The organism is Streptomyces sp. NPDC030798 (assembly GCF_055572275.1).
Genome location: NZ_JBVIDR010000017.1, coordinates 147,090 through 173,989, shown reverse-complemented (window position 1 = coordinate 173,989; position 26,900 = coordinate 147,090). Strand labels below are relative to the sequence as shown.

26 protein-coding genes and 1 pseudogene are annotated in these 26,900 nt (G+C 70.2%); 11 read left to right on the top strand and 16 right to left on the bottom strand.

What is annotated here, in order from left to right; translation table 11 throughout:
* Positions 1–101: 2-oxo acid dehydrogenase subunit E2 (locus tag ACZ404_RS32155; RefSeq protein ID WP_468446069.1), on the top strand; the 101-nt coding region annotated here is incomplete at its 5' end.
* Positions 102–377: 276 nt separating this feature from the next.
* Here ACZ404_RS32155 and ACZ404_RS32150 read toward each other — a convergent pair.
* Genes ACZ404_RS32150 through ACZ404_RS32125 form a run of 6 tightly spaced genes read right to left on the bottom strand, consistent with a single transcriptional unit; the run spans position 378 to position 4,611 of the window.
* On the bottom strand, positions 378–1,073 hold the full coding sequence (locus tag ACZ404_RS32150) for a contact-dependent growth inhibition system immunity protein (RefSeq protein ID WP_468446057.1): 696 nt from the start codon (positions 1,071–1,073) through the stop codon (positions 378–380).
* Positions 1,074–1,093: 20 nt separating this feature from the next.
* On the bottom strand, positions 1,094–1,399 hold the full coding sequence (locus ACZ404_RS32145; protein WP_468446055.1) for an RNase A-like domain-containing protein: 306 nt from the start codon (positions 1,397–1,399) through the stop codon (positions 1,094–1,096).
* The gene (locus ACZ404_RS32140; RefSeq protein WP_468446053.1) at positions 1,396–2,043 is read right to left on the bottom strand and encodes a hypothetical protein; all 648 of its coding nucleotides are present in this window, start codon (positions 2,041–2,043) and stop codon (positions 1,396–1,398) included. Before ACZ404_RS32140 ends, ACZ404_RS32145 begins: the two co-directional genes overlap by 4 nt.
* 59 nt (positions 2,044–2,102) lie before the next feature.
* Positions 2,103–3,815, bottom strand: coding sequence for an RNase A-like domain-containing protein (locus tag ACZ404_RS32135; protein ID WP_468446051.1), 1,713 nt, complete (start codon positions 3,813–3,815; stop codon positions 2,103–2,105).
* Positions 3,815–4,126, bottom strand: a complete 312-nt coding sequence (locus tag ACZ404_RS32130) for a WXG100 family type VII secretion target (RefSeq protein WP_468446049.1) — start codon at positions 4,124–4,126, stop codon at positions 3,815–3,817. Before ACZ404_RS32130 ends, ACZ404_RS32135 begins: the two co-directional genes overlap by 1 nt.
* A 59-nt stretch (positions 4,127–4,185) precedes the next feature.
* Positions 4,186–4,611, bottom strand: a complete 426-nt coding sequence (locus ACZ404_RS32125) for a WXG100 family type VII secretion target (RefSeq protein WP_468446067.1) — start codon at positions 4,609–4,611, stop codon at positions 4,186–4,188.
* A gap of 284 nt (positions 4,612–4,895) precedes the next feature.
* Here ACZ404_RS32125 and ACZ404_RS32120 point away from each other — a divergent pair, with 284 nt between their 5' ends.
* The 3 genes from ACZ404_RS32120 to ACZ404_RS32110 all read left to right on the top strand — a co-directional run bounded on the left by ACZ404_RS32120 (position 4,896) and on the right by ACZ404_RS32110 (position 7,814).
* Complete coding sequence (locus ACZ404_RS32120; RefSeq protein ID WP_468446047.1) at positions 4,896–5,027, top strand: hypothetical protein; 132 nt, start codon at positions 4,896–4,898, stop codon at positions 5,025–5,027.
* A 131-nt stretch (positions 5,028–5,158) separates the two neighbouring features.
* A complete protein-coding gene (murJ, locus tag ACZ404_RS32115; RefSeq protein WP_468446065.1) occupies positions 5,159–6,817 on the top strand; it encodes a murein biosynthesis integral membrane protein MurJ in 1,659 nt (552 codons plus the stop codon).
* A 100-nt stretch (positions 6,818–6,917) separates the two neighbouring features.
* Positions 6,918–7,814: an alpha/beta fold hydrolase gene (locus tag ACZ404_RS32110; protein WP_468446045.1), complete on the top strand. Its 897-nt coding sequence runs from the start codon at positions 6,918–6,920 to the stop codon at positions 7,812–7,814.
* 60 nt (positions 7,815–7,874) lie between these two features.
* Here ACZ404_RS32110 and ACZ404_RS32105 read toward each other — a convergent pair whose 3' ends face one another.
* From ACZ404_RS32105 to ACZ404_RS32095, 3 genes are all read right to left on the bottom strand, one after another.
* The gene (locus tag ACZ404_RS32105; RefSeq protein ID WP_468446043.1) at positions 7,875–8,327 is read right to left on the bottom strand and encodes a hypothetical protein; all 453 of its coding nucleotides are present in this window, start codon (positions 8,325–8,327) and stop codon (positions 7,875–7,877) included.
* Positions 8,324–8,866 carry an RNA polymerase sigma factor gene (locus ACZ404_RS32100; RefSeq protein ID WP_468446041.1) on the bottom strand — a complete coding sequence of 181 codons (543 nt, stop codon included), beginning with the start codon at positions 8,864–8,866 and terminating at the stop codon, positions 8,324–8,326. Before ACZ404_RS32100 ends, ACZ404_RS32105 begins: the two co-directional genes overlap by 4 nt.
* A gap of 96 nt (positions 8,867–8,962) precedes the next feature.
* Positions 8,963–9,868 carry a D-alanyl-D-alanine carboxypeptidase family protein gene (locus ACZ404_RS32095; RefSeq protein WP_468446039.1) on the bottom strand — a complete coding sequence of 302 codons (906 nt, stop codon included), beginning with the start codon at positions 9,866–9,868 and terminating at the stop codon, positions 8,963–8,965.
* Between the two features lie 188 nt (positions 9,869–10,056).
* Here ACZ404_RS32095 and ACZ404_RS32090 point away from each other — a divergent pair, with 188 nt between their 5' ends.
* Together ACZ404_RS32090 and ACZ404_RS32085 are read left to right on the top strand one after the other, a co-directional pair.
* Positions 10,057–10,707, top strand: a complete 651-nt coding sequence (locus tag ACZ404_RS32090; RefSeq protein ID WP_468446037.1) for a GntR family transcriptional regulator — start codon at positions 10,057–10,059, stop codon at positions 10,705–10,707.
* Positions 10,704–11,999: an MFS transporter gene (locus ACZ404_RS32085; protein WP_468446035.1), complete on the top strand. Its 1,296-nt coding sequence runs from the start codon at positions 10,704–10,706 to the stop codon at positions 11,997–11,999. Before ACZ404_RS32090 ends, ACZ404_RS32085 begins: the two co-directional genes overlap by 4 nt.
* 120 nt (positions 12,000–12,119) lie before the next feature.
* On the opposite strand, the gene ACZ404_RS32080 is transcribed toward ACZ404_RS32085, so the two are convergent.
* Positions 12,120–12,944, bottom strand: coding sequence for a maleylpyruvate isomerase family mycothiol-dependent enzyme (locus ACZ404_RS32080; RefSeq protein WP_468446033.1), 825 nt, complete (start codon positions 12,942–12,944; stop codon positions 12,120–12,122).
* 182 nt (positions 12,945–13,126) lie between these two features.
* Here ACZ404_RS32080 and ACZ404_RS32075 point away from each other — a divergent pair, with 182 nt between their 5' ends.
* Positions 13,127–13,927: a carbon-nitrogen family hydrolase gene (locus ACZ404_RS32075; RefSeq protein WP_468446031.1), complete on the top strand. Its 801-nt coding sequence runs from the start codon at positions 13,127–13,129 to the stop codon at positions 13,925–13,927.
* A 60-nt stretch (positions 13,928–13,987) separates the two neighbouring features.
* Here ACZ404_RS32075 and ACZ404_RS32070 read toward each other — a convergent pair whose 3' ends face one another.
* The 5 genes from ACZ404_RS32070 to ACZ404_RS32050 all read right to left on the bottom strand — a co-directional run bounded on the left by ACZ404_RS32070 (position 13,988) and on the right by ACZ404_RS32050 (position 19,892).
* Entirely contained in the window at positions 13,988–14,488 is a 501-nt protein-coding gene (locus ACZ404_RS32070) for an LURP-one-related/scramblase family protein (protein WP_468446029.1), read from the bottom strand.
* Positions 14,489–14,561: 73 nt separating this feature from the next.
* The gene (locus ACZ404_RS32065; RefSeq protein WP_468446027.1) at positions 14,562–14,810 is read right to left on the bottom strand and encodes a DUF6458 family protein; all 249 of its coding nucleotides are present in this window, start codon (positions 14,808–14,810) and stop codon (positions 14,562–14,564) included.
* Between the two features lie 99 nt (positions 14,811–14,909).
* Positions 14,910–16,550, bottom strand: a complete 1,641-nt coding sequence (locus ACZ404_RS32060; RefSeq protein ID WP_468446026.1) for a hypothetical protein — start codon at positions 16,548–16,550, stop codon at positions 14,910–14,912.
* Between the two features lie 129 nt (positions 16,551–16,679).
* Positions 16,680–17,978: a M18 family aminopeptidase gene (locus ACZ404_RS32055; RefSeq protein ID WP_468446024.1), complete on the bottom strand. Its 1,299-nt coding sequence runs from the start codon at positions 17,976–17,978 to the stop codon at positions 16,680–16,682.
* Positions 17,979–18,065: 87 nt separating this feature from the next.
* A complete protein-coding gene (locus tag ACZ404_RS32050; RefSeq protein ID WP_468446022.1) occupies positions 18,066–19,892 on the bottom strand; it encodes an acyl-CoA dehydrogenase in 1,827 nt (608 codons plus the stop codon).
* Between the two features lie 141 nt (positions 19,893–20,033).
* On the opposite strand from ACZ404_RS32050, the gene ACZ404_RS32045 reads away from it, so the two are divergent.
* The 3 genes and pseudogenes from ACZ404_RS32045 to ACZ404_RS32035 form a co-directional block, all read left to right on the top strand.
* The gene (locus ACZ404_RS32045; RefSeq protein WP_468446020.1) at positions 20,034–20,507 is read left to right on the top strand and encodes an SseB family protein; all 474 of its coding nucleotides are present in this window, start codon (positions 20,034–20,036) and stop codon (positions 20,505–20,507) included.
* A gap of 108 nt (positions 20,508–20,615) precedes the next feature.
* Complete coding sequence (locus ACZ404_RS32040; protein WP_468446018.1) at positions 20,616–21,593, top strand: pirin family protein; 978 nt, start codon at positions 20,616–20,618, stop codon at positions 21,591–21,593.
* Positions 21,594–21,658: 65 nt separating this feature from the next.
* Positions 21,659–22,681, top strand: a pseudogene (locus ACZ404_RS32035) (AI-2E family transporter); the annotation flags it as partial.
* Here ACZ404_RS32035 and ACZ404_RS32030 read toward each other — a convergent pair.
* Complete coding sequence (locus ACZ404_RS32030) at positions 22,675–24,867, bottom strand: ATP-binding SpoIIE family protein phosphatase (RefSeq protein ID WP_468446016.1); 2,193 nt, start codon at positions 24,865–24,867, stop codon at positions 22,675–22,677. The pseudogene ACZ404_RS32035 and the gene ACZ404_RS32030 overlap by 7 nt on opposite strands.
* Positions 24,868–25,074: 207 nt before the next feature.
* On the opposite strand from ACZ404_RS32030, the gene aspS reads away from it, so the two are divergent.
* Positions 25,075–26,838, top strand: coding sequence for an aspartate--tRNA ligase (aspS, locus tag ACZ404_RS32025; RefSeq protein WP_468446014.1), 1,764 nt, complete (start codon positions 25,075–25,077; stop codon positions 26,836–26,838).
* The last annotated feature ends 62 nt before the right edge of the window (positions 26,839–26,900 follow it).

The following is a 26,900-nucleotide window of genomic DNA, read 5'->3' as shown; positions in this document are numbered from 1 at the left end:
GCTTCGACCACCGCCTGATCGACGGCGAACTGGGCTCCAAGGTCCTCGCCGACATCGCCGCGATCCTGGAGCAGCCCAAGCGCCTGATCACCTGGTCCTGACCGACCTGAGCCGCGCACCCCACCTCGGGGTGCGCGGCTCGGGTCCTGGTCCGTCCGGCCAGGGCTGGTCGAGGAACACCGGGGGGGCCATTCTCCGCAGCCGCTGCCGCCAGCGGGCCGCACCTCGGCCTCTTCCTTCGACGCCACTCCCTGCCTGCGGGAGACCTGAGACCGTGACCCTCCTGCCGCCGCAGGCCCGAGAAGCGCTCCGACGCGGAGGCGACGCCGTCTGCCGCGTCTCGCTCCATGAAGCCGGCCCCAGCGCGCACTTGCTGCTTACCCGAGCGCTGACCCTGCGTCGGGACCGTCCTCGGCACGAGGCACGGGGAGCTGCCCGGCGACCAGAGCGAGCCAGCCGCTGGGTGAGTACGGCGGCGGGGGGTCGACCTCCATCCCTAGCTCAGCAAGCGCCAGGGCGAAATCGGTCTCGTCCAGAGCGAGTGCGAGCAACTCGTGCATCTCTCCGACCAGCCGAGCGACCAGTTGAGGATCGGACGAGTTCCGATAGTCGTCGATGGCCGCGTCGTGGTCGCCGAACTCGTCTGGCATGTCCTGGGAGAACCAGCCGCCGAGGAACTGGCCGAGTTCGGGGAAGCGGGCATGCCATTCCCAGTGCGTCGCGGGGGTGGCCGGGTGCGGAACCTCACCCGTTTCGATGCTGTGCTTGATGTGGTCGGCGAGGCAGTACAGCCACTGCTGGATGTTGTTCTCAGAAACGCCCACGTCGGGAATGGCGTAGAACTCACCCAGGCGCAGGCGCAGTCGGCCCGGTGGGTTGTCGGCGTACTCGCGCAACTGCCGTTCCGCTACGGCGAGGGCCCAAGGGCGGTGATGCCACGTGTGCCGGAGATAGGCGATCAGCGCATGGCTGGGCCGGTCCGGGGTGTCGTCCGCCGGCTGCCCGAGGTAGGCGCGCACGACCTGGTCGAGCTCGCCGTAACGGCGATCGTGTTCAAGGGGGCTCAGGGGCACTGTGGTCAGCCTCTATGGGGTCACAGGTAGATCGGAAATGTGGCGTGGACGGCGAACCCGTGCGGTCGGGAGTCGTCGCGTTTGAGGATCACCCGGGCGGCGTGCACGTCTACGGGCTCCCGGCCTGCCAGCATCATCGCCTGCAACAGCACGCGCCCCACGGGCTCGGACCGGGACGGCCAGGAAGCCTCGACGGTCAGCCGAGGACGGGTGGACTGGGCCAGCCAGCGATGGATGAGTTGCTGGTTGCCGGTGACGACCTGCTGGGTGGCCCATCGGGCCGTTTCGCGGTCGGGGTAAGTGGCGGAGCGCTGCGTGGTGGTCATGGCTGGTCCGAGTCCGGCGTCGGGGTGGGGTGATGGTCTCTCATGTGAGTTGCGACGGTCGTCAGCAACGTGGTGAGTGTTGCGGGGGCGGCCCAGGGCATCCTGTTCAGGAGCCGGGCCCGCGAGCCAACCGAATCCAGTATGCGCACGAGGGCGTACTGGGCCTCCGAGGCGACGGGGCCGAGGAACTCCCCGCAGAATGGGTGCTCCGAGTCGATCGCCGCGCTGATCGCGTCTTCGAGCGACGGATACTCGCCCTGTGCGATCCAGTTGTCATAGAACCCCTGTAGCCTGCGGAACCTCACGCGGGTCTCCCACTCGGAGCCGGGCGGCAGGTCGATCTCGTCGCGGGAGTCCTGCTCGACGAGACGAAGAGTGCCCGCCAGCGTGCGCAGGTACTCGCCACCGTCCATGCCCTCCGCAGCACGGCTGAGCTTCGCCGTGAACTCCTCCGACAGCGAGCCTCCCCGGTCGAGGTGCTCGGCCGCGAGGTCGAGAAGCGCCGTGACAGTGGGGACAGGACAGAGCCATTGCGTCTCGTTGGAAGAGGCCACCAAACGGACGAAGGCCGCCAGCTCGTCAGTCAGTGAGTATTTTCCTCGGGATTCCTGACAGGTGATCGCCAAATCAAGAACTCTGGCCACCGGGCCCCTGTCGAAGGCGGACCAAGTGAAGGACAACAAGGTGTCTCCTCCCGGGAATTTCAACTCACTGGCATTGAGGTGACGACGATGAACGGCGGTACAAGTCCCTCTCGGTATCGTAGTACGACTCGTACCCGGTGGGTATCACTGGCCTGGGCCGCATTGCCGTGTGCGGCGTAGTCCGCGGCGCTGACGGTCGAGCCGGTGGCTTCGTTGAAGGACAGCTCGACGGGGGGCTGTATCTTGGAATTATTGGGGTCCCAGCTTGGATTATTGCGCTTTCTTCGCTCGACCCGCTCAATCCATTTTTCTATTCGATCCGCATTGTCGATGTCGTCGAGAGCCGACTGTGTGTAACGCTGAGCAGACGTCAGGTCCTTGAAACTCGACGCAGAGCTCGCACTCGGATCGTCCCGGAGCCGGCCTCTGAGCTGGTCGTCGGTCAGACCTACGTGTTTGTCGACGGAGTGGCCCCCGTACAACCCCTCGTCATTGGCCAGGTCAAGCGGATAGAAGTGGTTCTTCTCGTCCTCGTCCTTGGTGTATTTGTGCTCGTTTTTGAAGTCGTTGAGCGCCCTGGCCCCGAACGCCTCGGCGCGCGCCTCCTCTGCGTTGTAGGTGGGGGCACTGCGCTCTGCCTCCTCCAGGTGTGGTTTCAGTTCGTGGAACTGCGGCGTCAATGTGTTGACTCGTGCGGTGTAGTGATCCACCACGGCATTCAGAGCGGCGGTGTCGATGTTGAGAGTGATCTCGGTTCCGACTTCCGCACCCGCTTTCAACAGGCCTCCGATGAAGCGTCCGACGGTCTTGGCTCCTTCTTTGACGTCCTCCATGTCCAGGCCGTCGCTGAGGTCGATGTTACCGATCGCCTGCTTCACGGCATCAAAATATATCTTCCAGACCTTGTCGTTGAGGTCGACCGCGGCCTCCGCGAATTCGCGGAGCAGGTCGCTGATCTTCTTCGCGCTGTCGAAGAGGACCGACATGACCGGGTGCGTGGCGGTCGGGCTGGAGGCGCTGTCGTGCTTCCACTGATATGGAGCGCCGGGGTCGTTCTTGCCCCAGGCCGTGGTACCCCAGAGCGCACTGCAGAACTGCCGCATGGCGTCGTACCACTCGCTGTTGCTCTGCTGAGTGATGCCGCTGATGTATCCAGTGAGCATGCTCTCCGTGGTGGAGAGCGTGATGGTCATGTCTGCCCAGGACTGGGACAGCGAGTTGAGATAGTGCTGCTGCGGGAAGGGGTAGACGTCCGGCACCTTGCCCCAGCGGAAAGCGTGCTTGAGCAGTGGGCGGATGATGTGCCACACGGCGTCGGGTATGCACTCGAGCAGCGAGCGGATGAAGTCGTCACCGCCGTCGTCGTCACCCCACTTGAGGTCGGGCACCGATCCGTAGTCCGGTGCTTTGTGGATGACCTGAGGCGGTGGTTGGGTCTGGGGCTTGGTCTTGCCGGACGCGTCGTTGGCCGCCTCGGCCTTGGAGTAGTTGTTGGCCGTGGTGGCGAATCCGATGGCGGCACCGCCGATGCTCTCCACGGACCTGGCCCACACGTCGAGGAAGAGACTGCCGACCTCGACGTACGCCTTGGCGAAGTCTTGTGCGGCGGTGCCGTAGCCGCCGGCGTCCGGATACTTGTGCAGTTCGGTCAGCAGATCTTTGGCGGCCTTGTCGAATGGTGTCTGCTGCCCGGCGAAGCTGCCCGCGACGAAGTGCAGATGGGACGGCTTGACATCGATGGTGCCGCTCGACGACGGGGCCGGCGTTCCCATCAGGCGGCTCCCCAGCCGCGCAGCACTGCCTGATGCGCCGCCGCGTAGTTGGCGTGGCCAGTGGTGACGTATGCGTGCAGCCACTTCTGGGCCGCCTGTAGATCTTGTGCGGAGCGGTCCCACTCCTCGAGCTTCTTCACGAACATCTCGCGAGCTTCGCCCTTCCACGACAGCACGACCGGTTCGACACGGTCGTACAGGTCGTCCAGCTTGCCGTTGAGCTGTTTGAGGATGTCTTCCAGGTCGGCGGCGAGTTCGTGAAGTGTGGCGAACGAGACGGTTATGTGGTCGTCGGCGGCACCGGTCGACATGAATCCCCCTTGGTGTCGGTGACTGTGTATGCGAAACGGGTACGCGAAGCTCTGGGGTGTCAGAAGCCGTCGAGGGCGCTGCGCGGGGCAGCCGGGTCGGCGTCGGCTCCGGGATTCGGCGTGGAAAGTCTGTCGACCTCGCTTGCGATGTCGACGTGGACTCGGTTGATCTGTTCGAGCACGTGCAGATCGTCGGCACTGAAGCCGTCACGGCTCAGCCGTACGGCTTCCTCAAGCTGCTTCATCACGTCCCGGATGCGTACGGCGTCCTCGGCCGCCGCGCGATGGAACTCCCGATACGCCGTTGCCGCCGGGCCTTGCCAGCCGGCCTCGATGCGGTCGACGATCTCATCCATGCGCTTGACCTGCCTGTCCAGGTGGTCCTGCATGTCGTCAAGATCTTTCGCCAACTTGGTGAGATCGTTGCGCGACACCCGTAGGTCGGCGCCGCCTCTGTGCCCTGTCTCCGTCCCGCGAACGGCCATGTCGTACGCCTCCCCCGCGTCCACGCCAGTGCCTCGATGGCGTGGTCAATCGTACGTACGGTGGTCGTCTCGCGGGTCTCACGGCCCGTCCATGGGCACGTCCGACTCCGCCTGATCGTCGTCCCCGGCCGCACGCGCCTGAGGCCGGCGTTCTCCTCCCGGATCCGTGACCGCGATGCGGAGCGTGGTGCCGCGCAGCGAGATCTCCAGGCGGATGAGGGGTCGTGCAGGCAGCCGTGCAGTAAGGCGTTCGTGCACAACTCGCCGGCGCGGACGTGGTTTACATGGACACGCCGTGGCTGGAGAGGGAGGAGGACGCAGCCCGGCACAACGCCTCGTTCGAGCGGATCGCTCGCTGTGGGCTCGCCCCCCGGGACTCCGCCACTTTGATGGAACGCATCCGCAAGGAGCTGTGAACGACACCGTCGCCGTCCGGGGCCCCAAGGACCCCGCCGGGCCCGTCCTCACGGTGGGCCCCGTCGCCTGGGCTCCCTTCGCGGCGCATCCTGCTCGTAAGTGATCTCAACTGCCGTAAGTTGAGCGCATGATGACGGGGGCAGCGAACAGCACGGCGCGGCATGCGAAGGTGCGGAAGGGGGCCGGGCAGGGCGGGCTCGTCCGGAGTTCCGCGCTCATGGCGGTCGGGACCGTCGTTTCGAGGGCCACCGGGCTGATCCGGACCGTGCTGCAGGCGGCCGCTCTCGGCAACGCGTTGCTGGCCAGTACGTACAACACGGCCAACACCGTGCCGACGAGTCTGTACACGCTGCTGATCGGCGGCGCGCTGAACGCCGTGCTGGTGCCGCAGCTGGTGCGGGCGCGGGCCACGCAGCCCGACGGTGGGCGGGCGTACGAGCAGCGGCTGGTGACGCTGGTCGTCACCGTGCTGGCCGTGGGGACCGCGTTCGCGGTGTGGGCGGCGCCGGAGATCGTGGGCGTGTACATGCGGGACACGCCGGAGCAGCACGAGGCGTACCGGCTGACGGTGGTCTTCGCCCGGTTCCTGCTGCCCCAGATCTTCTTCTACGGCCTCTTCTCCATCCTCGGCCAGGTGCTCAACGCCCGCGAGAGGTTCGGCGCGATGATGTGGACGCCGGTGCTGAACAACCTCGTGCTCATCGGCATGTTCGGCACTTACCTGGGGCTGATGACCGTGCCCCACTCGGTCGCCGACGTCACCGCCGCGCAGGTCCGCTGGCTCGGCATCGGCACCACCGCCGGGATCGCCGTACAGGCCCTCGCGCTGATCCCCTTCGCCCGCGCCGCCGGGTTCCGGTTCCGGCCCCGCTTCGACTGGCGCGGCACGGGACTCGGCTCGGGCGTGCACGCGGCCAAGTGGACCCTGCTGTTCGTGCTGGCCAACCAGGTCGCGCTGACGGTGGTGACCAACTACGCCAACGCCGCCGACCAGGCGATGCCGAAGGCGGGCGTCGGCTACACGGCGTACAGCTACGCGCAGACCATCTGGATGCTGCCCCAGTCCATCGTCACCGTCTCCCTGGTCACCGCCCTGCTGCCGCGCATGAGCAGGGCCGCCGCCGAGGGCCGGATCACCGATCTGCGCGCGGACCTGTCCCGTGCGCTGCGGATCAGCGGGGTCGTCATCGTGCCGGCGGCGTTCCTGTTCGTCGCGCTCGGACCGCACCTGGCCACCCTGCTCTTCGCGCACGGCACCGCCGACGCGGCCTCCGCGCGGCCCCTCGGCCACATGCTCCAGGCGTTCGGGCCCGGTCTGATCCCGTTCTCCGCCCAGTACCTGCTGCTGCGCGGCTTCTACGCCTTCGAGGACACCCGTACGCCGTTCTTCATGGCGGTGTGGACCGGTGCCGTGAACATCGCCCTCGCCACCGCCTGTCACGTCCTGCTGCCCACCCGCTGGGCGGTGACCGGCATGGCCGGCGCCTACACCCTCTCCTACCTCGCCGGGCTGCTCCTCACCGCCCGTCTCCTCGCCCGCCGCACCGGTGGCCGCCTCGACGACGGCGCCCTGCGCGGCACGTACGCCAAGCTGCTGTGCGCGGGGGCGGGCGGTGGGGCCGCGGGCTGGGCGGTGGCGAGGGGCTGTGCGCAGGCCGTCGGCGACCGGGGCACGGCAGCCACCGCCGTCGCGACGGCCGCCGGCGCCCTGGCCCTCGCCCTGGTCTTCCTCGTGCTCGCCCGGCTCCTGCGCGTCCCCGAACTGCGCCGGCTGCCCGGCCTGCGCTGACACCCTCCAGGATTGCGGGGAACCTTTCGCACCGCTCCCGACTCCTGACCCGGCGATGCGGACCCGACGGGGGACCGCGCCGACCCGAGAGGGGTCCTGCATGGCACCGCACACCATGACCGTGTCCGACCGGCCGTTGCCCGAGGACGCCCGTGCCGCGCACCGCTGGGCGGAGGTCCGCGGCACCCGCCTGCACGTCGCCGAGTACGGCAGCGGCACCCCGTTGCTGATGCTGCACGGCTTTCCCCAGCACTGGTACGCCTGGCACCGGGTGGCCGCCCTGGTCGGGGACGGGTACCGGCTGATCTGCCCCGACCTCAGGGGCTTCGGCTGGTCGCAGGGCACGGCACGCGGCTACGACATGGACTCCCTGGCCGGGGACGCCCTCGCGCTGCTCGACGCGTTCGGCCTCGAACGCGTCGGTCTGGTCGGGCACGACTGGGGTGCCCACCTGGGCTTCCGGCTGTGTCTGCGGGCGCCGGAGCGGTTCAGCGGGTACCTGGCGCTGAACATGTCCCACCCCTGGCCCCGGCACCGGGCCGTCCTGCCGAACCTGTGGCGCATGTGGTACACGGCGTTCGTCGAGTACCCGGTGCTCGGCCGGGCGGTTCTGCGGCACTGGCCCGGGTTCACCCGCTTCCTGCTGCGCCACCAGGTCGCCGATCCGGCGGTGTGGCCCGAGGCCGATCTCGCCGAGTACGCGGCGGCCACCTCCGCGAGCGCGTCCGCCGCCCAGGCCCTGTTCTGGCAGTACGTGCTGCACGACATCCCCGCCCTGCTGCGGGGCACCCTGCGGCGGCAGCGGCTGACCGTGCCCACGGTGCTGCTGGGCGGGGAGCGGGACAACGTGGTCGCGCCGTCGCTGCTGGCCGGTGCGCAGCCGTACGCCGACGAGCTGCGGGTACGGCTGGTGCCGGGCGCCGGTCACCATCTGCCGCAGGAGCGGCCGGAGGAGGTCGCAGAGGCCGTCCGGAACCTGTTCACCGCCGGGGGATGACGAAGCTCGGCCACGTACCATCCGCCGCCAGGGCCCGGCGCGGCTTCTTCGCCGCCGGGTCTAGCGCAGCCCCGCCCGCTCGGCGACGCGGTGCACGAACGCCCGTCCGCGCCGCTCGCCGAGCAGTCGGCCGTAGAGCCACTGGGCCGGGCGCAGGACGGCCGGGCGGGTCGCGCCGAGGACCGCGAAAAGCGTGCCGCCGTCCTCGGGGACGGCCGCCATGCCGCCCACGACCAGCCGCGACTGCATCAGGCACCAGCCGGGGGCGAGCCGTACCTCGAAGGCTTCCCGCAGGCCCGAACGCCCCACCGCGAGTGCCTGCTTGCGGTCGGCGTCGCCCGGCGGGACCCGGAACTCCCGCAGGAACGGCACCAGATGGGGCAGTTCGCCGGACAGGTCGGCGGCGACCTCCCACACCCGCTCGTACGGCAGGTCGAGCCGCTCCTCGGCGTACAGCCCGGCGTGCAGGCCGGCGGCCAGCACCCGCAGGCGCCGTACGGGATCCGTGCTCATCGCGACCACGCCTTCCGGAACGCTGAACGGGCCCGGTGCAGCCGGGACTTGACGGTGCCGGCGGGAACGCCGAGCAGACCGGCGACGGCGGCCTCGTCGAGGCCCTCCAGTTCGCGCAGGACCAGGATCGCCCGGTGCCGTACCGGAAGCCGGGACAGGACGTCCCGTACGTCCGCGGGCAGGTCGCCGTCGGTACCGGAGCACAGCCCGCCGAGGCCGGCCGGGTCGGCGGGGTCGGCCGGTTCCTCGACGGCCGTGCGCCGGGCCACCCGGACGGCCTCGCGCACGGTGACCGTGCGCACCCAGCCGTAGAGGGCGAGCGGATCGCGCAGTCCGCCGAGGCCCCGGAAGACGGCCGTCAGGGACTCCTGGACGGCGTCCTGGACGTCGTACGGCGCGAGCGGCCGGCACAGCCGGGTCACGTACGGCGTGACCAGCGTGAGCAGATCGTCCAGGGCGAGGGCGTCCCCGCCCTGCGCGGCCCGGACCAGCGCGGCGGCCGTCTCCCACGGCTCGGCGCCGTCCCCCAGTGTGTCCATGTCGGAGTCAGCCTACGAGTCCGTGCGGGGTGCGTCGGCACGGCAAGGGCCCGCCGCGCTCGGCGACGGGCCCGGGTGCCGGTGGCTCGACGAAGGTCAGCCGAGCTTGGCGAAGCCGTAGTTCATCAGCTTCTTGGCGTCCGCCTCGCGCTGCGGGATGGAGGAGGAGGCGAGGACGGTGCCGATGACCGTCTTGCCGTTCCGCGTCGCGGCGAACACCAGGCAGTACTTGGCCTCCGGGCCGGAGCCGGTCTTGACGCCGATGGTGCCGCTGTAGCTGCTGAGGAGCCCGTTGGTGTTGGTCCACGGGTTCATCACGCGGGTGCTGCCGGTCTTGGTGATCGTCCGGGCCGTGTACGACTTGGTCTTGACGATCGTGCGGAACGTGGAGTTCTTCATCGCGCTGCTGGCGATTTTCGTCAGGTCGCGCGGCGTCGAGTAGTTGGAGCCGTTGCCGATGCCGTCGAAGGAGTCGAAGTGCGTGTTCTGCAGGCCCAGGTTCTTGGCGGCCGTGTTCATCTTGCCGATGAAGTTCGCCACGCGCTTGGCGCGGGTGGAGCCGGTGCCGTACTTGTCGGCGAGCGCGTAGGCGGCGTCGCAGCCGGACGGCAGCATCAGCCCGTACAGCAGCTGACGGACGGTGACCTTGTCGCCGACGATCAGGTGCGCCTGGGAGGCGTTGTTGCGGACGACGTAGTCGCTGTACTCCTTCTGGATCGTCACCTTCGCGTCGAGGTTGAGGTTCGACTGCGCGAGCACGACCTTGGCGGTCATGATCTTGGTGGTGGAGCCGGTGGAGCGCTTGGTGTCCGCCGCCTTGGTGTACAGGGTCTTGCTGTTCGCGTTGTTCATCACGTAGCCGCCCTTGGCCACGATGGAGGGCGTCGTGACGGCCTGCGCGGGCGCCGCGGTGAGGGCCCCGGTGGCGAGCAGCGCGCCGGAGGTGACGGCGACGGCGGTTGCTCGGCGGATGCGGCGGGTGCCCTTGATGCCGGTAATCAAAGTGAAGTACCCCGATTGTCTTGAATGACCCTGATGTGCGGCCGAGTTGAGTGGCACAAGAGTGGGGCCGCACGTGTCTGACACGTAGGTAGCACAGATGGTTGTGCCGCCGCTGAGAGAGATCTGCGTCACGTCCGCATGCTGGACGGGGCGGGTTCATGCGTACGCCTTGTATCTATCCTGTGGACATGGTCACGCCCGTGAAGCAACCACCCGCCGCCGACCGCGTCTACACCCACATCAAGCAGGGCGTTCTCGACCGCCGTTACGAGGGCGGCACCCTCCTCACCGAGGGCGAGCTGGCGGAGGCCGTCGGCGTCTCCCGCACGCCTGTGCGAGAGGCGTTGCTGCGGCTGGAGGTGGAGGGCCTGATCCGGCTGTACCCCAAGAAGGGCGCCCTGGTCCTGCCCGTCTCCGCGCAGGAGATCGCCGACGTGGTGGAGACCCGGCTGCTGGTCGAGGAACACGCCGCCCGCAAGGCCGTGCCCGCCCCGGCGGGGCTCGTGGAGCGGCTCGCGGAACTGCTGGAGCAGCAGAAGGCGCAGGCCGCGGCCGGCGACCTGGCCGGTGCCGCGGTGACCGACCGCTGCTTCCACGCCGAGATCGTGCGCAGCGGCGGCAACGAGATCCTCTCCCGCCTCTACGACCAGCTGCGCGACCGGCAGCTCAGGATGGGCGTCGCCGTGCTGCACTCCCACCCCGACCGGATCGCCAAGACACTCGCCGAGCACGGGGAGATCCTGAACGCGCTGCGCTCCGGCGACGCGGAGGCGGCCGTCGGGCTCGTGCACCGGCATGTGAGCTGGTTCTCGCATCTCGCCCGGGGTGAGGTGCGATGAGCCGCGCCGTCCTGCCGGGCGACCCTCCGGGCGGCCGGCGCGCGGTCGGCATGTGGTCGGTCGGCGTCGCCGTCTACTTCGTCGCCGTCATCTTCCGTACGTCCCTGGGCGTGGCCGGCCTGGACGCGGCCGACCGCTTCCATGTCAACGCCTCCGCCCTGTCCACCTTCTCGATCCTGCAGCTGCTGGTCTACGCGGGCATGCAGATACCCGTGGGCCTGCTGGTCGACCGGCTCGGCACGAAGAAGGTGCTCAGCCTCGGCGCCGTGCTGTTCACCGCCGGCCAGCTGGGCTTCGCGTTCTCCCCGTCGTACGGCACGGCGCTGGCCTCGCGGGCGCTGCTCGGGTGCGGTGACGCGATGACCTTCATCAGCGTGCTGCGCCTGGGCAGCCGCTGGTTCCCGGCCCGGCGCGGGCCGCTGATCGCGCAGCTCGCCGGCCTCGTGGGCATGGCGGGCAACCTGGTCTCCACCCTGCTGCTCGCCCGGCTGCTGCACGGCGTCGGCTGGACCGCTGCGTTCGCGGGCAGCGCGCTGGCGGGCGCGGCCGTCCTCGCGCTGACGCTGCTGTTCCTCAGGGACCACCCCGAGGGGCACGAGCCCGAGCCGTTCCCGCACCAGGGGGCGGCCTACGTCCGCCGGCAGATCGCCGCGTCCTGGCGGGAGCCCGGCACGCGGCTCGGGCTGTGGGTGCACTTCACCACCCAGTTCCCGGCGATGGTCTTCCTGCTGCTGTGGGGCCTGCCGTTCCTGGTCCGGGCCCAGGGGATGAGCCGCGCCGGCGCGGGCGAACTGCTCACGCTCGTCGTGCTGTCCAACATGGTGATCGGGCTGGTCTACGGCCAGATCGTCGCCCGGCACCACGCGGCGCGGCTGCCGCTCGCGCTGGGCACGGTGGCGGCGACGGCGGCGGTGTGGGCCCTGACCCTCTTCTGGCCCGGCGACCACGCGCCGATGTGGCTCCTGCTGGTGCTCTGCGCGGTGCTCGGCGCCTGCGGCCCGGCCTCCATGCTCGGCTTCGACTTCGCCCGACCGGCCAACCCGCCCGAGCGACAGGGAACCGCCTCCGGCATCACCAACATGGGTGGTTTCATCGCCTCGATGACGACGCTCTTCGCGATCGGCGTCCTCCTGGACGCCACCGGGGACGACTACACGGTCGCCTTCTCCGCCGTCTTCGTCCTCCAGGCCCTCGGCATCACCCAGATCCTCCGCCTCCGCGCCCGCGCGGCCCGCCGCGAGCGGGAGCGGCTGGTGGCGAGCCGCGTGGAGACGGTCCACGTACCGGCGTGACCGCATGCCGGTCGCGTGAGCGGGCGCCGAGCCGCGCCGCGGACCGTCACCCCTCGCCCGCATGCTCGTGCCGGGCACGTCAGTGGGCGTACAGGGCACCCGGCACCCGCTTCCGCGTCGCTACGGCGTCACCGCGAAATGGCGCAGGATGGCTGCCGTCAGGTCCGGGTCGCCCTCCGCCTTCACCCGGTCCGCCACCGCCTCCGGGGTCACGCGGCCGCAGGCGAGGCGGACGTACGTCTCCCAGTCGAGGGTGAGGGTGGCGGCGGGGCCGAGAGCGGGGGCCGTCTCCAGGGTGCCGCGGCCCTGGATGTCGACGCGTATGGTGCGCAGGAACTCCACCGGGCCGTGCACGTCGAGGACGACCGCCGAGCTGCGCGGCGCCTGCGCGTCCTGCGCGACGACCCGGGGCAGCGCCTCGAGCAGGACGTCACGGGCGATGTGCGCACCGGGCGAGTCCAGGTTGCCGGGGCGGCCGAGCGCCGTGCGCAGGTCCTGCTCGTGCACCCACATCTCGAAGGCGTGGGCCCGCATGGCCTCCTCGAGGGTGATCTCCTTGCCCATCGGGCCGCGCACCCGGGTGCCGGGCTCCCGGGACTCGTTGCGCAGCTGGCGGTTGCGGCGGATCACCGTGTACTCCAGCTCGGCCGTCATCTCCGGCGCCGTGTGGTGACGGCGGACGTCGACCTGCATCTCGTTGTACCGCTGGTGCTCGTTGGTGACGTGGAAGAGGTCACGGGGCAGGCTGTGGATGGGCCGCGGGTCCCCGAGCATCTCGCAGTCCATGCCGATGACGTGGGAGACCACGTCCCGGACCGACCACCCGGGGCACGGGGTCCGTCGGTTCCACTCCCCCTCGACCAGCGACTGCGCCATTTCGGATATCGCGTCGATCGAGTGGGTCCAGGCGTCGGCGTAGGGCTGGAGGGTGGGATGCAGACTCACGGAACGGGACCCCTCGGCGTTTGGTACACGGGCAGGTGGTGGCGGCGTTGCCAGCGGGAGGTGGCTGCACTCGGCGGTGATGTCGAAACGCTAAGTTACGCTGCTCCGAGGCACCCCGGCAGTGCTTTCGTGTGACGATCGTAGGCCTGTGTGGACGACTCGAATGCCAGGACGGTGGTAGTGTGCGCGCCTCGCTGATCCAGATCGCCGTGGACGAGGACGAATCGGTCGCCTCGCGCAGGCAGCGAGTGGCCTCGCTGGTGCGTGAGCAGGCCGGCTCCGACCTCGTGGTCCTGCCCGAACTGTGGACGACCGGCGCCTTCGCCTACGAGGAGTTCGGCCCGCAGGCCGAGCCGCTCGACGGCCCGACGTACGAGGCGATGGCCAAGGCGGCGGCCGACGCGGGCGTGTGGCTGCACGCCGGTTCCGTTCCCGAGCGCGATCCCGACGGCCCTCTGTACAACACCTCTCTGCTCTTCTCCCCCTCCGGTGAGCTGGCCGCGGCCTACCGCAAGATCCACCGCTTCGGCTTCGACAAGGGCGAGGCCGTGCTGATGGGCGCCGGGCGGGACCTCGTGACCGTACGCCTGCCGGGCACCACCCTGGGCGTGGCCACCTGTTACGACCTCCGTTTCCCCGAGCTCTTCCGTTCCCTCGTCGACGCCGGCGCCGAGACGCTGGTGGTCCCGGCGGGCTGGCCCGAACGGCGACGCGCGCACTGGACGCTGCTGGCCCGGGCGCGGGCGGTGGAGAACCAGGCGTTCGTGCTCGCCTGTGGAACGGCCGGGACGCACGCCGGAGTTCCGCAGGCGGGTCACTCGATCGTGGTGGATCCGTGGGGCGAGGTGCTGGCCGAGGCCGGCGCCGGCGAGGAGGTCCTCACGGTCGACTTCGACCCGGCGAAGGTGGCGGCGACCCGCGAGCAGTTCCCGGCCCTGAAGGACCGCGTCCTCGGCCTGGAGCCACCCCGGCGCCACGGGTGAGCGACGCCACGGACGAGGAGCCGTGACGGGGAAGGCGAGGGCGCTCAGTCCTCGTCGCCCTCAGTCCTCGTCGTCCCGGTCGTCCTTCTCCGCCAGGTGGATCACGCACACCGCCACCGCGATCAGCAGCGCGGGATCGGCGTCCTCGCGCACGATGTCCACGCCGTAGGTGTCCCGCAGATGCAGCCAGCGCCGGGAGATCACGGCGAGGAGTTCGCCGTCGTACTCGACGGCGAACTCCCGGTCCAGGATCTTGCCGCTGACGTCCAGTTCGGTCCCGTCGACCAGGGACACCCGGTAGTGGTTGCGCAGCAGCGACAGCCGCTTGCGCCGGATGGTGGCCAGGCCCTCGCCGTCCCGTTCGATCACCATGGTGTCGCGCAGGGCGAACATCTTCTCGTGGATGTCGATCAGGACCCGCCCCTGGGCGTCCTTCAACTCGAAGGTGTCCCGCAGCCGCATGGCCTTGCCGTCGACGAGGAAGGCCTTGTCGCCCTGCTCGTTCTCGATCCAGTAGTCGTCACCGATGCCGAGGATCCGGTCCCGCACGAGGTATCTCATGCGGGTACCGTTCCCCGGCACCGTCCGGTCATCACGGACCCGGACACGCTCTCCGGCGCGGGCCGGAAAACCCTCACACGCCGTACCCGTTGGTGTAGCCGTCGCCGCGGTGGTGGTGGGGCTCCTCCTCGACCACCGGGGTCGGCGGGACCACCACACGCCGGCGCCGGGCGATGCCGCTGAACGTGGCGATGCCGATCAGGCCCACGGCCATCAGGATGACGCCGACGAGGTCGAGGTTGACGCCCTGCATGTGCCAGTCGGTCGCGAACGTGAGGATGGCTCCCACGGCGATGAGGATGATGCATCCGCCGAGGCCCATAAGTCGTCGCCTCCCCTTTCGGTTCCGGAATCTCCGGTGCCGTCCGGGTACCCTGCGCCGCCCCGTACATGCTCGGGGCGGCGCAGTCCGGCCGTCGGGTCAGAGGACGTCGACGTAGTCCTCGCGCCCCGAGCCGACCAGGTGCGTGCTGTTCGGGTACAGCAGCACCGCGACCCACGTGCCGTCCTTCGACGCGGTCGAGCCCTTGCCGAAGGTGCCGTCGGAACGGGTGGTGGCGTTGCCCATGTCGTACCAGCTGCTGGAGCCCTTGGGCCGGAAGAGGATCTTCACCTTCTGGCCGGCGTAGGCCTTCCAGGCGTGGCTGCTCGAGCTGTAGTACTGCAGCTTGCCCTTGTACGTGAGGGTGTGTCCCTTGTGCACCGGCTCCGGCGAGGCGTTGCCGTCGGTGATGCGGGTCGGGGTGCGCCTGACGTACACGACCGTGCTGTACGACTCCTGCCAGTTGCGGCTGCCTTTGAAGTGCGCCCGGTAGTAGCCCCGGTAGGGCGCGTCGAAGGTGCCCTTGAACGACGCGCCGGACTCGGGGTCGAAGCTGCCCGGGGTGACGGTCTTCATCGTCCTCCAGCCGGTCCTGCCGTCGGCCGAGTACTGCAGCTCGACCTTGTTGTCCGCGTCTGCGGGGATGCTGGAGCCGGTGTGCAGCCTGCCCTTGGCGGTCAGCCGGGAGTACTTGTCCAGGCTCGCCGTGAAGTCGGTGAGGGACGTCTTCCGCGCGACGTACACCTTCACCTGCTGCGGCTCACTGAAGTTCAGGAACGTCCCACTGCGCACCTGCACGTCGACCGTGCCGGTCTTCGGCAGCGTCAGCTGCCCCGTGAAGCGGCCGTCGGCGCCCGTGACGGGCCGTGAGGCCGCGCCGCCGAACTCGTCGGACCAGACCTCGTCCACCGTGGCTCCGGCCAGCGGCTTCCACGCCCCGCCGACGTACACCTCGGCCGTCCCGGAGACCTTCGCGGCCTGCCCGGCCCTGACGTCGAGTTCGGTGGCGTCGAGCGTCACGCGTGTGTCCGACTGCACGGCCCTGACCCCGACGCTCTCGTTGGCCCGGGACTGGTAGAAGGGATCGTCCAGCCGCAGCCAGGCGTTGACGTCGGCGCTGGACGCGTCGGTCACGGTGTACGTGGCGGTGAAACGGCCGTCGGTGCCGGTCCTGGTCGTCCCGTCGTCCCCGTTGGAGATCTCGAGGTCCACCTGCGCGTCCGCAGCCGGTGTCGTCTCGCCGGTGCGCGGGTCGGTGACCGTGAAGCCGCCGGTGACGGTGACGTCCTGGTGCTCGTAGTCCGGGTTCTGCGGAGTGGCCTGCAGATCCGTCAGGTGCGCTTCGAGCTCGTACCAGTAGGTGCCCTGGGCCGAGGTGGTGTCCCCGTCGGCGTCGGTCAGGTCGACGACGACGCGGTAGGCGCCGAGGTCGGCCAGGCGCAGCGGCGTGGTGGTCCGCCACAGGTCGGCGAAACCGGTGCCGGTGTCCGGGGTGAAGTCGCTGACCTCGGTGACCTCCGGGGCGTCGTCGGCGGAGCCCGGCGCGTACAGGTGGGCGGTGATCGAGGTGATGGCGGTGTCCGACGAGGCGGACACCGCCATCAGACCGTCGCCCGGGTGGTCACCGCTGCCCACGCCGTACAGCACCGGCGCCACCGCGGCGTGGGCGGCCGGGACCGGGCCGAGCAGCACGCTCGCGGTGACGGAGGCGCAGGCGAGCGCCAGGGATCTCTTTCTCAAGGTGAAGTCCCCCCACGAGACCATGGATACGCAGATCGTTGAAGAGCGAAGCGCATCGTACGCCGCCGAAGCCGCACTTGAACAGGTTCAAAAGTAACGGTTCCGCAGGGGGGACGCCGGGGGCGGAAGTCAGCCCTCCAGGAACGCCACCAGGGCGTTGGCCAGCAGGAACGGGTCGTCGGCGCCGCACAGTTCGCGCACGCTGTGCATCGACAGGATGGCCACGCCGATGTCGACGGTCCGGATGCCGTGCCGGGCGGCGGTGATGGGGCCGATGGTGGTGCCGCAGGGCATGGAGTTGTTGGAGACGAAGCTCTGCAGGGGCACGCCCGCCCGCTCGCAGGCGGCGGCGAACACCGCCCGGCCGGAACCGTCCGTGGCGTAGCGGTTGTTGACGTTGACCTTGAGGATCGGCCCGCCGTTGACGCGCGGGTGGTGCGTCGGGTCGTGCCGCTCGGCGTAGTTGGGGTGGACGGCGTGCCCGGTGTCGGAGGACAGGCAGACGGTGGCGGCGAAGGCGCGGGCCCGGTCCTCGTACGACCCTCCGCGCGCGAACACCGAGCGCTCCAGCACCGTGCCGAGCAGCGGGCCGTCGGCGCCGGTGTCGGACTGGGAGCCGTTCTCCTCGTGGTCGAAGGCGGCCAGCACGGGGATGCGGTCGAGGGGGGCGCCGGAGGCGGCCACGGCGGTGAGGGCGGCGGCGGCTGCGTGCACCGACAGCAGGTTGTCCATGCGCGGCCCGGCGACCAGCTCGCGGTCCCGGCCGAGGTAGGCGGGCGCCTCCACCGGGTGCAGCGTCAGGTCCCAGCCGGCCACCGAACCGGCCGCCACTCCCGCCTCCTCCTCCAGGAAGGCGATCAGGTCGCCGTCGCGCAGGTCGTCGCCGAGCCCCCACACCGGCTGCAGATGGCGCTGCTTGTCCAGCTTCAGGCCCTCGCTGGTGACCGTGCGGTCCAGGTGGATGGCGAGCTGGGGCACCCTGAGCAGCGGCCGGTCCACGTTCACCAGCACCGTGGAGCCGTCGCGCAGGGTCAGCCGGCCGGCCACGCCCAGGTCGCGGTCGAGCCAGGAGTTCAGCAGCGGACCGCCGTAGATCTCCACCGCGACCTGGCGCCAGCCGTGCGCCCCGCTGTCCGGCCGCGGCTTGACGCGCAGGCTGGGGGAGTCGGTGTGCGCGCCGATGATGTGGAAGGGGGTGTGCGGTGCGGCGCCCTGAGGGACGTACCAGGCGACGATCGCGCCGCCGCGCAGCACGTACCGGCCGCCGGCGGCCGCGTCCCAGGCGTCCGTCTCGGCGACCTGCCGGAAGCCGGCCTTCTCCAGCCGCTCGGCGGTGTTCGCCACGGCGTGGTACGGCGACGGACTCGCCGCCAGGAAGGACATCAGGTCGTCGGTGTGGCCGCGGTCGAAGCGGGCTGGTGCGCTCATGGGGCTTACCTTAACGACGTGCGTGGGCCCGCCCCCGGTACGGAGGCGGGCCCACGGCGGTGATCGGTGGGGGCGAATCCGGCCTTTCTAGAACGCGGCCTCGTCCAGCTCCATCAGGTCGAGGTCGACGGTCCCGGCGACCTTGCGGGCCAGGGTGACGCCCGGCAGCACGTTGGCCGCGAAGAACTTCGCCGCCGCGATCTTGCCGGTGTAGAAGGCCTTGTCCTTGGCCGAGGCGGTCGGCAGCTTCTCGGCGGCGATGGCGGCACCCTTGAGCAGCAGGTAGCCGACGATCACGTCACCGGAGGCGAGCAGCAGGCGGGTGGTGTTCAGGCCCACCTTGTAGATGTTCTTGACGTCCTCCTCGGTGGCGGCGAGGTCGGTCAGCATCAGGCCGACGATCGCCTCCAGCTCCACGGCCGCCTTCGCCAGGTGCTCGCGGGCGCCGGCCAGCTCCTCGCCGCCGGTGCCGAGCGCCAGGAACTTCTTGATGTCCTCGGCGAGGCTGTTGAGGGCGGCGCCCTGGTTGCGGACGATCTTCCGGAAGAAGAAGTCCTGGCCCTGGATCGCGGTGGTGCCCTCGTACAGCGTGTCGATCTTGGCGTCGCGGATGTACTGCTCGATCGGGTACTCCTGCAGGAAGCCGGAGCCGCCGAAGGTCTGCAGCGACTGGGCGAGCTGCTCGTAGCCCTTCTCGGAGCCGTAGCCCTTGACGATCGGCAGGAGCAGGTCGTTGAGCGCGTGCTCGGCCTTGGCGTCCTCGCCGGCCGCCTCCTTGACGGCGATCGCGTCCTGGACGGAGGCGGTGTAGAGGACGAGGGCGCGCATGCCCTCCGCGTACGCCTTCTGCGTGATCAGCGAGCGGCGCACGTCGGGGTGGTGGGTGATGGTGACCTTGGGCGCGGTCTTGTCCATGAAGTTCGCCAGGTCCGGACCCTGGACGCGCTCCTTGGCGTACTCCAGCGCGTTGAGGTAGCCCGTCGACAGCGTGGAGATCGCCTTCGTGCCGACCATCATGCGGGCGAACTCGATGATGCGGAACATCTGGCGGATGCCGTCGTGCTTGTCGCCGATCAGCCAGCCCTTGGCGGGGTGGCGGTCGCCGAAGGTCATCTCGCAGGTGTTGGAGGCCTTCAGGCCCATCTTGTGCTCGACGTTGGTGGCGTAGACGCCGTTGCGCTCGCCGATCTCGCCGGTCTCGAAGTCGAAGAGGTACTTCGGGACGAGGAAGAGGGACAGGCCCTTGGTGCCGGGACCGGCTCCCTCGGGACGGGCGAGGACGTAGTGGAGGATGTTCTCCTCCATGTCGTGCTCACCGGAGGTGATGAAGCGCTTCACGCCCTCGATGTGCCAGGAGCCGTCCTCCTGCTGGACCGCCTTGGTGCGGCCGGCGCCGACGTCCGAGCCGGCGTCGGGCTCGGTGAGCACCATGGTCGAACCCCAGGTCCGGTCCACGGCGATCTGCGCCCACTTCTTCTGCTCCTCGGTGCCCTCCTCGAAGAGGATGCGGGCGAACGCCGGGCCGGAGGAGTACATCCACACGGCCGGGTTGGCGCCGAGGATCAGCTCCGCGTACGCCCAGATCAGGGACGGCGGGGCGGTGGTGCCGCCGATCTCCTCGGGCAGGCCGAGCCGCCAGTACTCGGAGTCCATGAAGGCCTTGTAGCTCTTCTTGAAGCTCTCCGGTATCGGCGCGGTGTTCGTCTCGGGGTCGAAGACCGGCGGGTTGCGGTCGGCGTCGGCGAAGGACTCCGCCAGCTCGTTCTCGGCGAGGCGGGTCAGCTCCTCCAGGACGCTCTTGGCGGTGTCGGTGTCCATCTCCTCGAACGGACCGGTGCCGTACAGCTTGTCGCGGCCGAGCACTTCGAAGAGGTTGAACTCGATGTCGCGGAGATTGGACTTGTAGTGCCCCATGAGACAACTCCGTTGAGGACTCGGCGAGGCACTGGCTCCTCGCAACTGTTCACGTTCCAACAAGTGGCTACGATGATGCTACCCGTCGGTAATAAGAAGCAAGCCCGATCGGGTCATCTGTGACTGGTTACTCTTTGGGGCATGTACGGATACGGCCAGCCCATGGACGGCGGGGCTTCGCAGCAGCAGTACGCCGCACCTCAGCAGCCGATGGCCGGCGGCTACGGGCAGCAGCCGCCGCTGTATCCCGAGCCGTCCCCGCCCTCGCTCGCGGACGCGGTGCGTGCCTTCACCACCGGGCAGATGTCCGCGGAGGACTTCCAGCAGATCTTCGCGACGTCGAAGGTGTACTGCCCGCGCGGCGACACTCCCGGCTTCCTCGCCCTGCACAACACCCAGCAGCCGGTGATCCCCATGTTCACCTCGCTGAAGGAGCTGCGCCGGTACGCGGGCAAGGAGTCCAAGTACTTCGTGATCACCGGCGCCGAGGTGATCGACCTGCTGCCGACCGGCTACGGCTTCGTCCTGGACATGGAGGGCGAGCACCGCATGGTGTTCGACGCCAAGGCGGTCGAGCAGATGGTCGACTTCGCGATGCGCAGAATGTACGGCTGAGCCGTTGCGAACCCCGGAGCCCGGAGGGAATGCCCTCCGGGCTCTCTGTGTTGTGGGTGGCAGAAAGTTCAATGCTCAACTAAACTCGGAGCACAAGGAGGTCCGACCATGCCTGCAGTGACCGTCGAGAACCCGTTGACGCTGCCCCGCGTGACCGCTCCCGCCGACGCGGTGGCCCGTCCCGTACTCGCCGTCACCACCGCTCCGAGCGGTTTCGAGGGAGAGGGCTTCCCGGTGCGCCGCGCGTTCGCCGGGATCAACTACCGCTACCTCGACCCGTTCATCATGATGGATCAGATGGGCGAGGTGGACTACCAGCCCGGAGAGCCCAAGGGCACGCCGTGGCACCCCCACCGCGGCTTCGAGACCGTCACCTACATCATCGACGGCATCTTCGACCACCAGGACTCCCACGGTGGCGGCGGCACCATCACCAACGGTGACACCCAGTGGATGACGGCGGGCTCCGGCCTGCTGCACATCGAGGCGCCGCCGGAGCACCTGGTCATGTCGGGCGGCCTCTTCCACGGCCTGCAGCTGTGGGTGAACCTCCCGGCCCGGGACAAGATGATGGCCCCGCGCTACCAGGACATCCGCGGCGGCAACGTCCAGCTCCTCACCTCCCCGGACGGCGGCGCGCTGCTGCGTGTCATCGCCGGCGAGCTGGACGGCCACCAGGGTCCCGGCAGCACGCACACGCCGATCACGATGATCCACGCGACGCTGGCGCCGGGCGCGGAGATCACCCTGCCCTGGCGCGAGGACTTCAACGGCCTCGCGTACGTGCTCGCCGGCAAGGGATCCGTCGGCAGCGAACGCCGTCCGGTCCAGCTCGGCCAGACCGCGGTCTTCGGGGCCGGCTCCTCGCTGACCGTCCGCGCGGACGAGCGGCAGGACTCCCACACCCCGGACCTCGAGGTCGTCCTCCTCGGTGGCCGTCCCATCCGGGAGCCCATGGTCCACTACGGCCCGTTCGTCATGAACACCAAGGACGAGCTGATGCAGGCCTTCGAGGACTACCAGAAGGGCCGCCTCGGCACGATCCCGGCCGTGCACGGCATGACGGAGACCGGCCCGCAGGGCTGACGGCCGTCACCCGGCCGGGCCGTCCACACAGGACAGCCCGGCCGGTTTCATGATCGGCTGGACGGGTGCAGCTGCTGCCCGAGCCCGTCCGCCGTCTCGCCGCCTGGTGTGCGGTGCTGCTGCTCGTCGCCGGGGTCGGCTGGGTCGCCGTCCAGATCTGCGCCCGGTTCCGCACCGCCCTCGTGCCGGTGCTGCTCGCCCTGCTGGGCAGCGCGCTGCTCGGGCCGCTGTACCGGTGGCTGGTCCGCGTGCGCGTGCAGCGGTCGCTGGCCGCCGCGGTGACCTGTGTCGCCGTCCTGGCCGTGGTCGGCGGCGCGATGTACATCGTCGTCAGCGCCGTCGTCGACAACGGCGACCAGATCATCACCTCGCTGCAGGACGCCACCAAGTCCGTCGCGCGGCACTTCGGGTACCCCGGCACCGGGCTGGACGACCTCGCCGCCAACGCCCGCAAGCTGCTCTCCCGGTTCGGCGCGCCCGCCGTCTCCGGCGTCATCAGCGGGGTCGGCGTGGTCGGCGAGACCCTCGCCATGGCGGTCCTCGCGCTGCTGCTCACGTTCTTCTTCCTGCGCGACTCCGGGCGCGCCGTCCACGCCCTCCGGGACCTCGCGCCCGGCGGCACCGCCGACACCCTGGAGGCCATGGCGCGGCGGGCCTTCGAGGCGGTGCAGGGCTTCATGCGCGGCACCACCCTCATCGCGCTCATCGACGCCTTCTGCATCACCGTCGGCCTGCTGATCCTGCGGGTGCCGGGCGCCATCGGCCTGGGCGCACTCGTCTTCGTCGGCGCCTACATCCCCTACCTGGGCGCCTTCGTCTCGGGCGCGGTGGCCGTGCTGGTGGCCCTCGCCGACCGCGGCTTCGTCGTCGCGCTGTGGGCGCTGGGGGTCGTCCTCGCCGTGCAGGTGCTGGAGGGGCATGTGCTGCAGCCGGTGATCCAGAGCCGGACCGTGCAGATGCATCCGGCGGTGGTGCTGGTGGCGATCACCGCCGGGGCGTCCGTCGCGGGCATCGTCGGCATGCTGCTCGCGGTGCCGCTGACCGCGGCCGCCACCGGCGTCGCACACGAACTGCGCGCCCGCTACGGCCGGCCGAACGGCCGGGGGCCGGGCGGGACGTCCACGCCGCCCGGGCCCACCGGGCCCACCGGGCCCCCCGGGCTCCCGGGACCGTCCGGGCCGGTCGAGCCGTCGGACTCGTAGAGCTCGAACCAGATGCCCTTGCCCTCGCCCCGCGGCTCCACCCCCCAGGAGTGGGCGAGCAGCTCGATCAGCATCAGACCGCGGCCGGAGGAGGCCAGCTCCCCGGGCCGGCGCTTGTGCGGCAGGTCGTCCCCGGCGTCCGTGACCTCCACCCGCAGCCGGCGCCCGCCCGGCTCCCCGGTGACCTCGGCGATCAGCAGCGCGTCGGCATCGGTGTGCACCAGGACGTTGGTGACCATCTCGGAGACCAGCAGCACCGCGGAGTCGACCTGCTCGGCCGACCGCCAGTCGTGCAGCAGCTCGCGCAGATGCCGTCGGGCCCCGGCGATCCGCTCGGGCTCGTCCTGCGCCACCGACAGCAGCGTGCGCCGCGCGGTGGGCCGCACGGCACCCTCCTCCGGCCGGCACAGCAGCACGACCGCGATGTCGTCCTCGCGCCGGTCGGCCAGCGGGCCCGTGGTGTGGTGCGAGGACGGCCCGTGCACGCCCTGCACCAGCGCGTCCGCCAGCGACTCCACGTCCCCCTGGTGCTCCTCCAGGATCTTGCGGATGCGCCGCCAGCCGCTCTCGATGTCGTGCCCGCCGGTCTCGATCAGACCGTCGGTGCACAGCATCATCGTCTCGCCCGGCTCCAGCGCGAACCGGGTCGTCGGGTAGTCGGCGTCCGGGTCGACGCCCAGCGGCAGCCCGCCCGCGGTCGGCCGCATCATCACCGTGCCGTCCGCCATCCGGATCGCCGGGTCCGGATGCCCTGCGCGGGCCATCTCCAGCATGCCGGTGCCCGGGTCGGCCTCCACGTAGAGGCACGTCGCGAACCGCACGTCGGTCATGTGCTCGTCGTGGGTGATGCCGTGCAGAAAGCGGGAGGCGCGGGAGAGCACGGCGTCGGGGCGGTGCCCCTCGGAGGCGTAGGCGCGCAGGGCGATGCGGAGCTGGCCCATCAGCCCGGCCGCCCGCACGTCATGGCCCTGTACGTCCCCGATGGCCAGCGCGAATCTCCCGCCGGGCAGCGGGATCATGTCGTACCAGTCGCCGCCGACCTGCAGCCCGCCGCCGGTCGGGATGTAGCGGGCGGCCACCCGCATGCCCGGGATCTCGGGGCCCAGCGAGGGCAGCATGGAGCGCTGCAGCCCCTCGGTCAGCTCCCGCTCGGTCTCCGCGGCACCGGCCCGCGTCAGCGCCTGGGCGAGCATCCGGGCCACCGTCGTCAGCACGGCCCGCTCGTCGGGCGTGAACGCCACCGGGTAGGTGAAGGCCGCCATCCAGGCGCCCATCGTGCGGCCCGCCACCGTCAGCGGCAGGAACGCCCAGGAGTGGCGGCCGAAGTGGCGGGCCAGCGGCCAGGTGACCGGGTAGCGCGCCATGTACTCCTCCGGGGAGGAGAGATAGACGGCCCGGCCGGTGCGCACGACCTCCGCGGCCGGGTAGTCCGTGGCCAGCGGCATGTGGGAGAAGGGGCTGTCGTCGCCCGGGGCGTGCCCGTGGTGGCCGATGACGGTGAGCCGGTCGCCCTCCACGCCGAACACCGCGAGTCCGTCCGGGGTGAAGCCCGGCATGGACAGGCCCGCCGCGACCCGCAGCACCTCCGCCGTCGACCGCGCCTCCGCCAGGGCCCGGCCCGCGTCCAGCAGGAACGCCTCCCGGGAGCGCCGCCAGTCCCCGGTGACCGCGCTGCGCGCCGCCGAGGCGCCCGGGATCGGCTCGGTGACCTCCTGCAGGGTGCCGATCAGCTCGTACGCCCGCCGGTTCGGGTCGAAGGACGGCTTCGACCGGCTGCGGACGACGCGGACGACCCGCCCGTGCTCGTCGACGATCCGGACGCGCACCTCGGCGAGGGTGCCCTCGGAGGCCGCAAGCTGGACCACCCCGGTGATCTCGTTCCAGTCGACCGGGTGCAGCCGGGCCCGGGTCTGGGCCTCGGTGAGCGTGACCTGCTCCGCGGGCAGCCCGAGCAGCCGCGCCGCCTCCGCGTCCACGGTGACCAGTCCCGCGGCCGTGTCCCAGTGCCACAGCCCGGTCGCGAGGGCGGCGAGGACGTCACCGACCGACGGCAGGGGCTCGCCTGTACGCATTGCCCCACTTTAAGAAGATGCGAACGATAACTGCCACCCTGGGAGGGCAGTCGGTTCCGCTCGGGAGTCCGCCGGGGGCGGGCCGTAATGGTGGGGAGCCGATCTTGGGGTGCCCGGTACCCTTGATGGGTCCGGGCCCCGTGCCCGGCCCCGCCGGGGGAGCTGCCCCGGCACTCATCACCCCACCACGAAGGACGATGAACGACGATGCATCGGTACAGGTCCCACACCTGCGGCCAGCTCCGCGCCTCTGACGTCGGCACCGACGTCCGGCTGAGTGGCTGGCTGCACAATCGGCGCGACCTGGGCGGCATCCTCTTCATCGATCTGCGCGACCACTACGGCATCACGCAGCTGGTGGCCCGCCCCGGCACGCCCGCCTACGACGCGCTGGACAAGGTCTCCAAGGAGTCCACGGTCCGCGTCGACGGCCGCGTTGTTTCACGTGGAACCGAGAACATCAACCCCGACCTGCCCACCGGCGAGGTCGAGGTCGAGGTGACCGAGGTGGAGCTGCTGGGCGCCGCCGCCCCGCTCCCCTTCACCATCAACACCGAGGACGGCGTCAACGAGGAGCGGCGCCTGGAGTACCGCTTCCTGGACCTGCGCCGTGAGCGCATGCACCGCAACATCATGCTGCGCACCCAGGTCATCTCGGCGATCCGCCAGAAGATGAGCGGCCTCGGCTTCAACGAGCTGGCGACGCCGATCCTGACGGCCACCTCCCCCGAGGGCGCCCGCGACTTCGTCGTGCCCTCGCGCCTGCACCCGGGCAAGTTCTACGCCCTGCCCCAGGCCCCGCAGCAGTTCAAGCAGCTGCTGATGATCTCCGGCTTCGACCGCTACTTCCAGATCGCGCCCTGCTTCCGCGACGAGGACGCCCGCGCCGACCGCTCGCCGGGCGAGTTCTACCAGCTCGACGTCGAGATGAGCTTCGTCGAGCAGGAGGACGTCTTCCAGCCGATCGAGCAGCTGATGACCGAGCTGTTCGAGGAGTTCGGCGGCGGCCGCCACGTCACCTCGCCGTTCCCGCGGATCCCGTTCCGCGAGGCGATGCTGAAGTACGGCTCCGACAAGCCGGACCTGCGCGCCAAGCTCGAACTGGTCGACATCACCGACGTCTTCGAGGGCTCGGAGTTCAAGGCCTTCGCCGGCAAGCACGTGCGCGCCCTGGCCGTCCCCGCGGTCCAGGACCAGCCCCGCAAGTTCTTCGACCAGCTCGGTGAGTACGCGATCTCGCTGGGCGCCAAGGGCCTGGCCTGGGTCCGTGTCGGCGAGGACGGCGCGCTGTCCGGCCCGATCGCGAAGTTCCTCACCGAGGAGAACGTCGCCGAGCTGACCAAGCGGCTCTCGCTCGCCCCGGGCCACGCGGTGTTCTTCGGCGCCGGCGAGTTCGACGAGGTCTCCAAGATCATGGGCGCGGTCCGCGTCGAGGCCGCCAAGCGCGCCGGCCACTTCGAGGAGAACGTCTTCCGGTTCTGCTGGATCGTCGACTTCCCGATGTTCGAGAAGGACGAGGACACCGGCAAGATCGACTTTTCGCACAACCCCTTCTCGATGCCCCAGGGCGGCATGGAGGCCCTGGAGACCCAGGACCCGCTGGACATCCTGGCCTGGCAGTACGACATCGTCTGCAACGGCGTCGAGCTGTCCTCCGGCGCGATCCGGAACCACGAGCCGGACATCATGCTCAAGGCCTTCGAGATCGCCGGCTACGACCGCGAGACCACCGAGCGCGAGTTCGCCGGCATGCTCCGCGCGTTCCGCTTCGGCGCCCCGCCGCACGGCGGCATCGCCCCGGGCGTGGACCGCATCGTCATGCTCCTCGCGGACGAGCCCAACATCCGCGAGACGATCGCCTTCCCGCTCAACGGCAACGCCCAGGACCTGATGATGGGCGCGCCCACCGAGCTGGACGAGTCCCGCCTGCGCGAGCTGCACCTGAACATCCGCAAGCCGCAGCCCAAGTAGTCGCGACGCACGACGGCCCCGGGACCTCCACGGTCCCGGGGCCGTCCGGCGTTGCAGGGCCG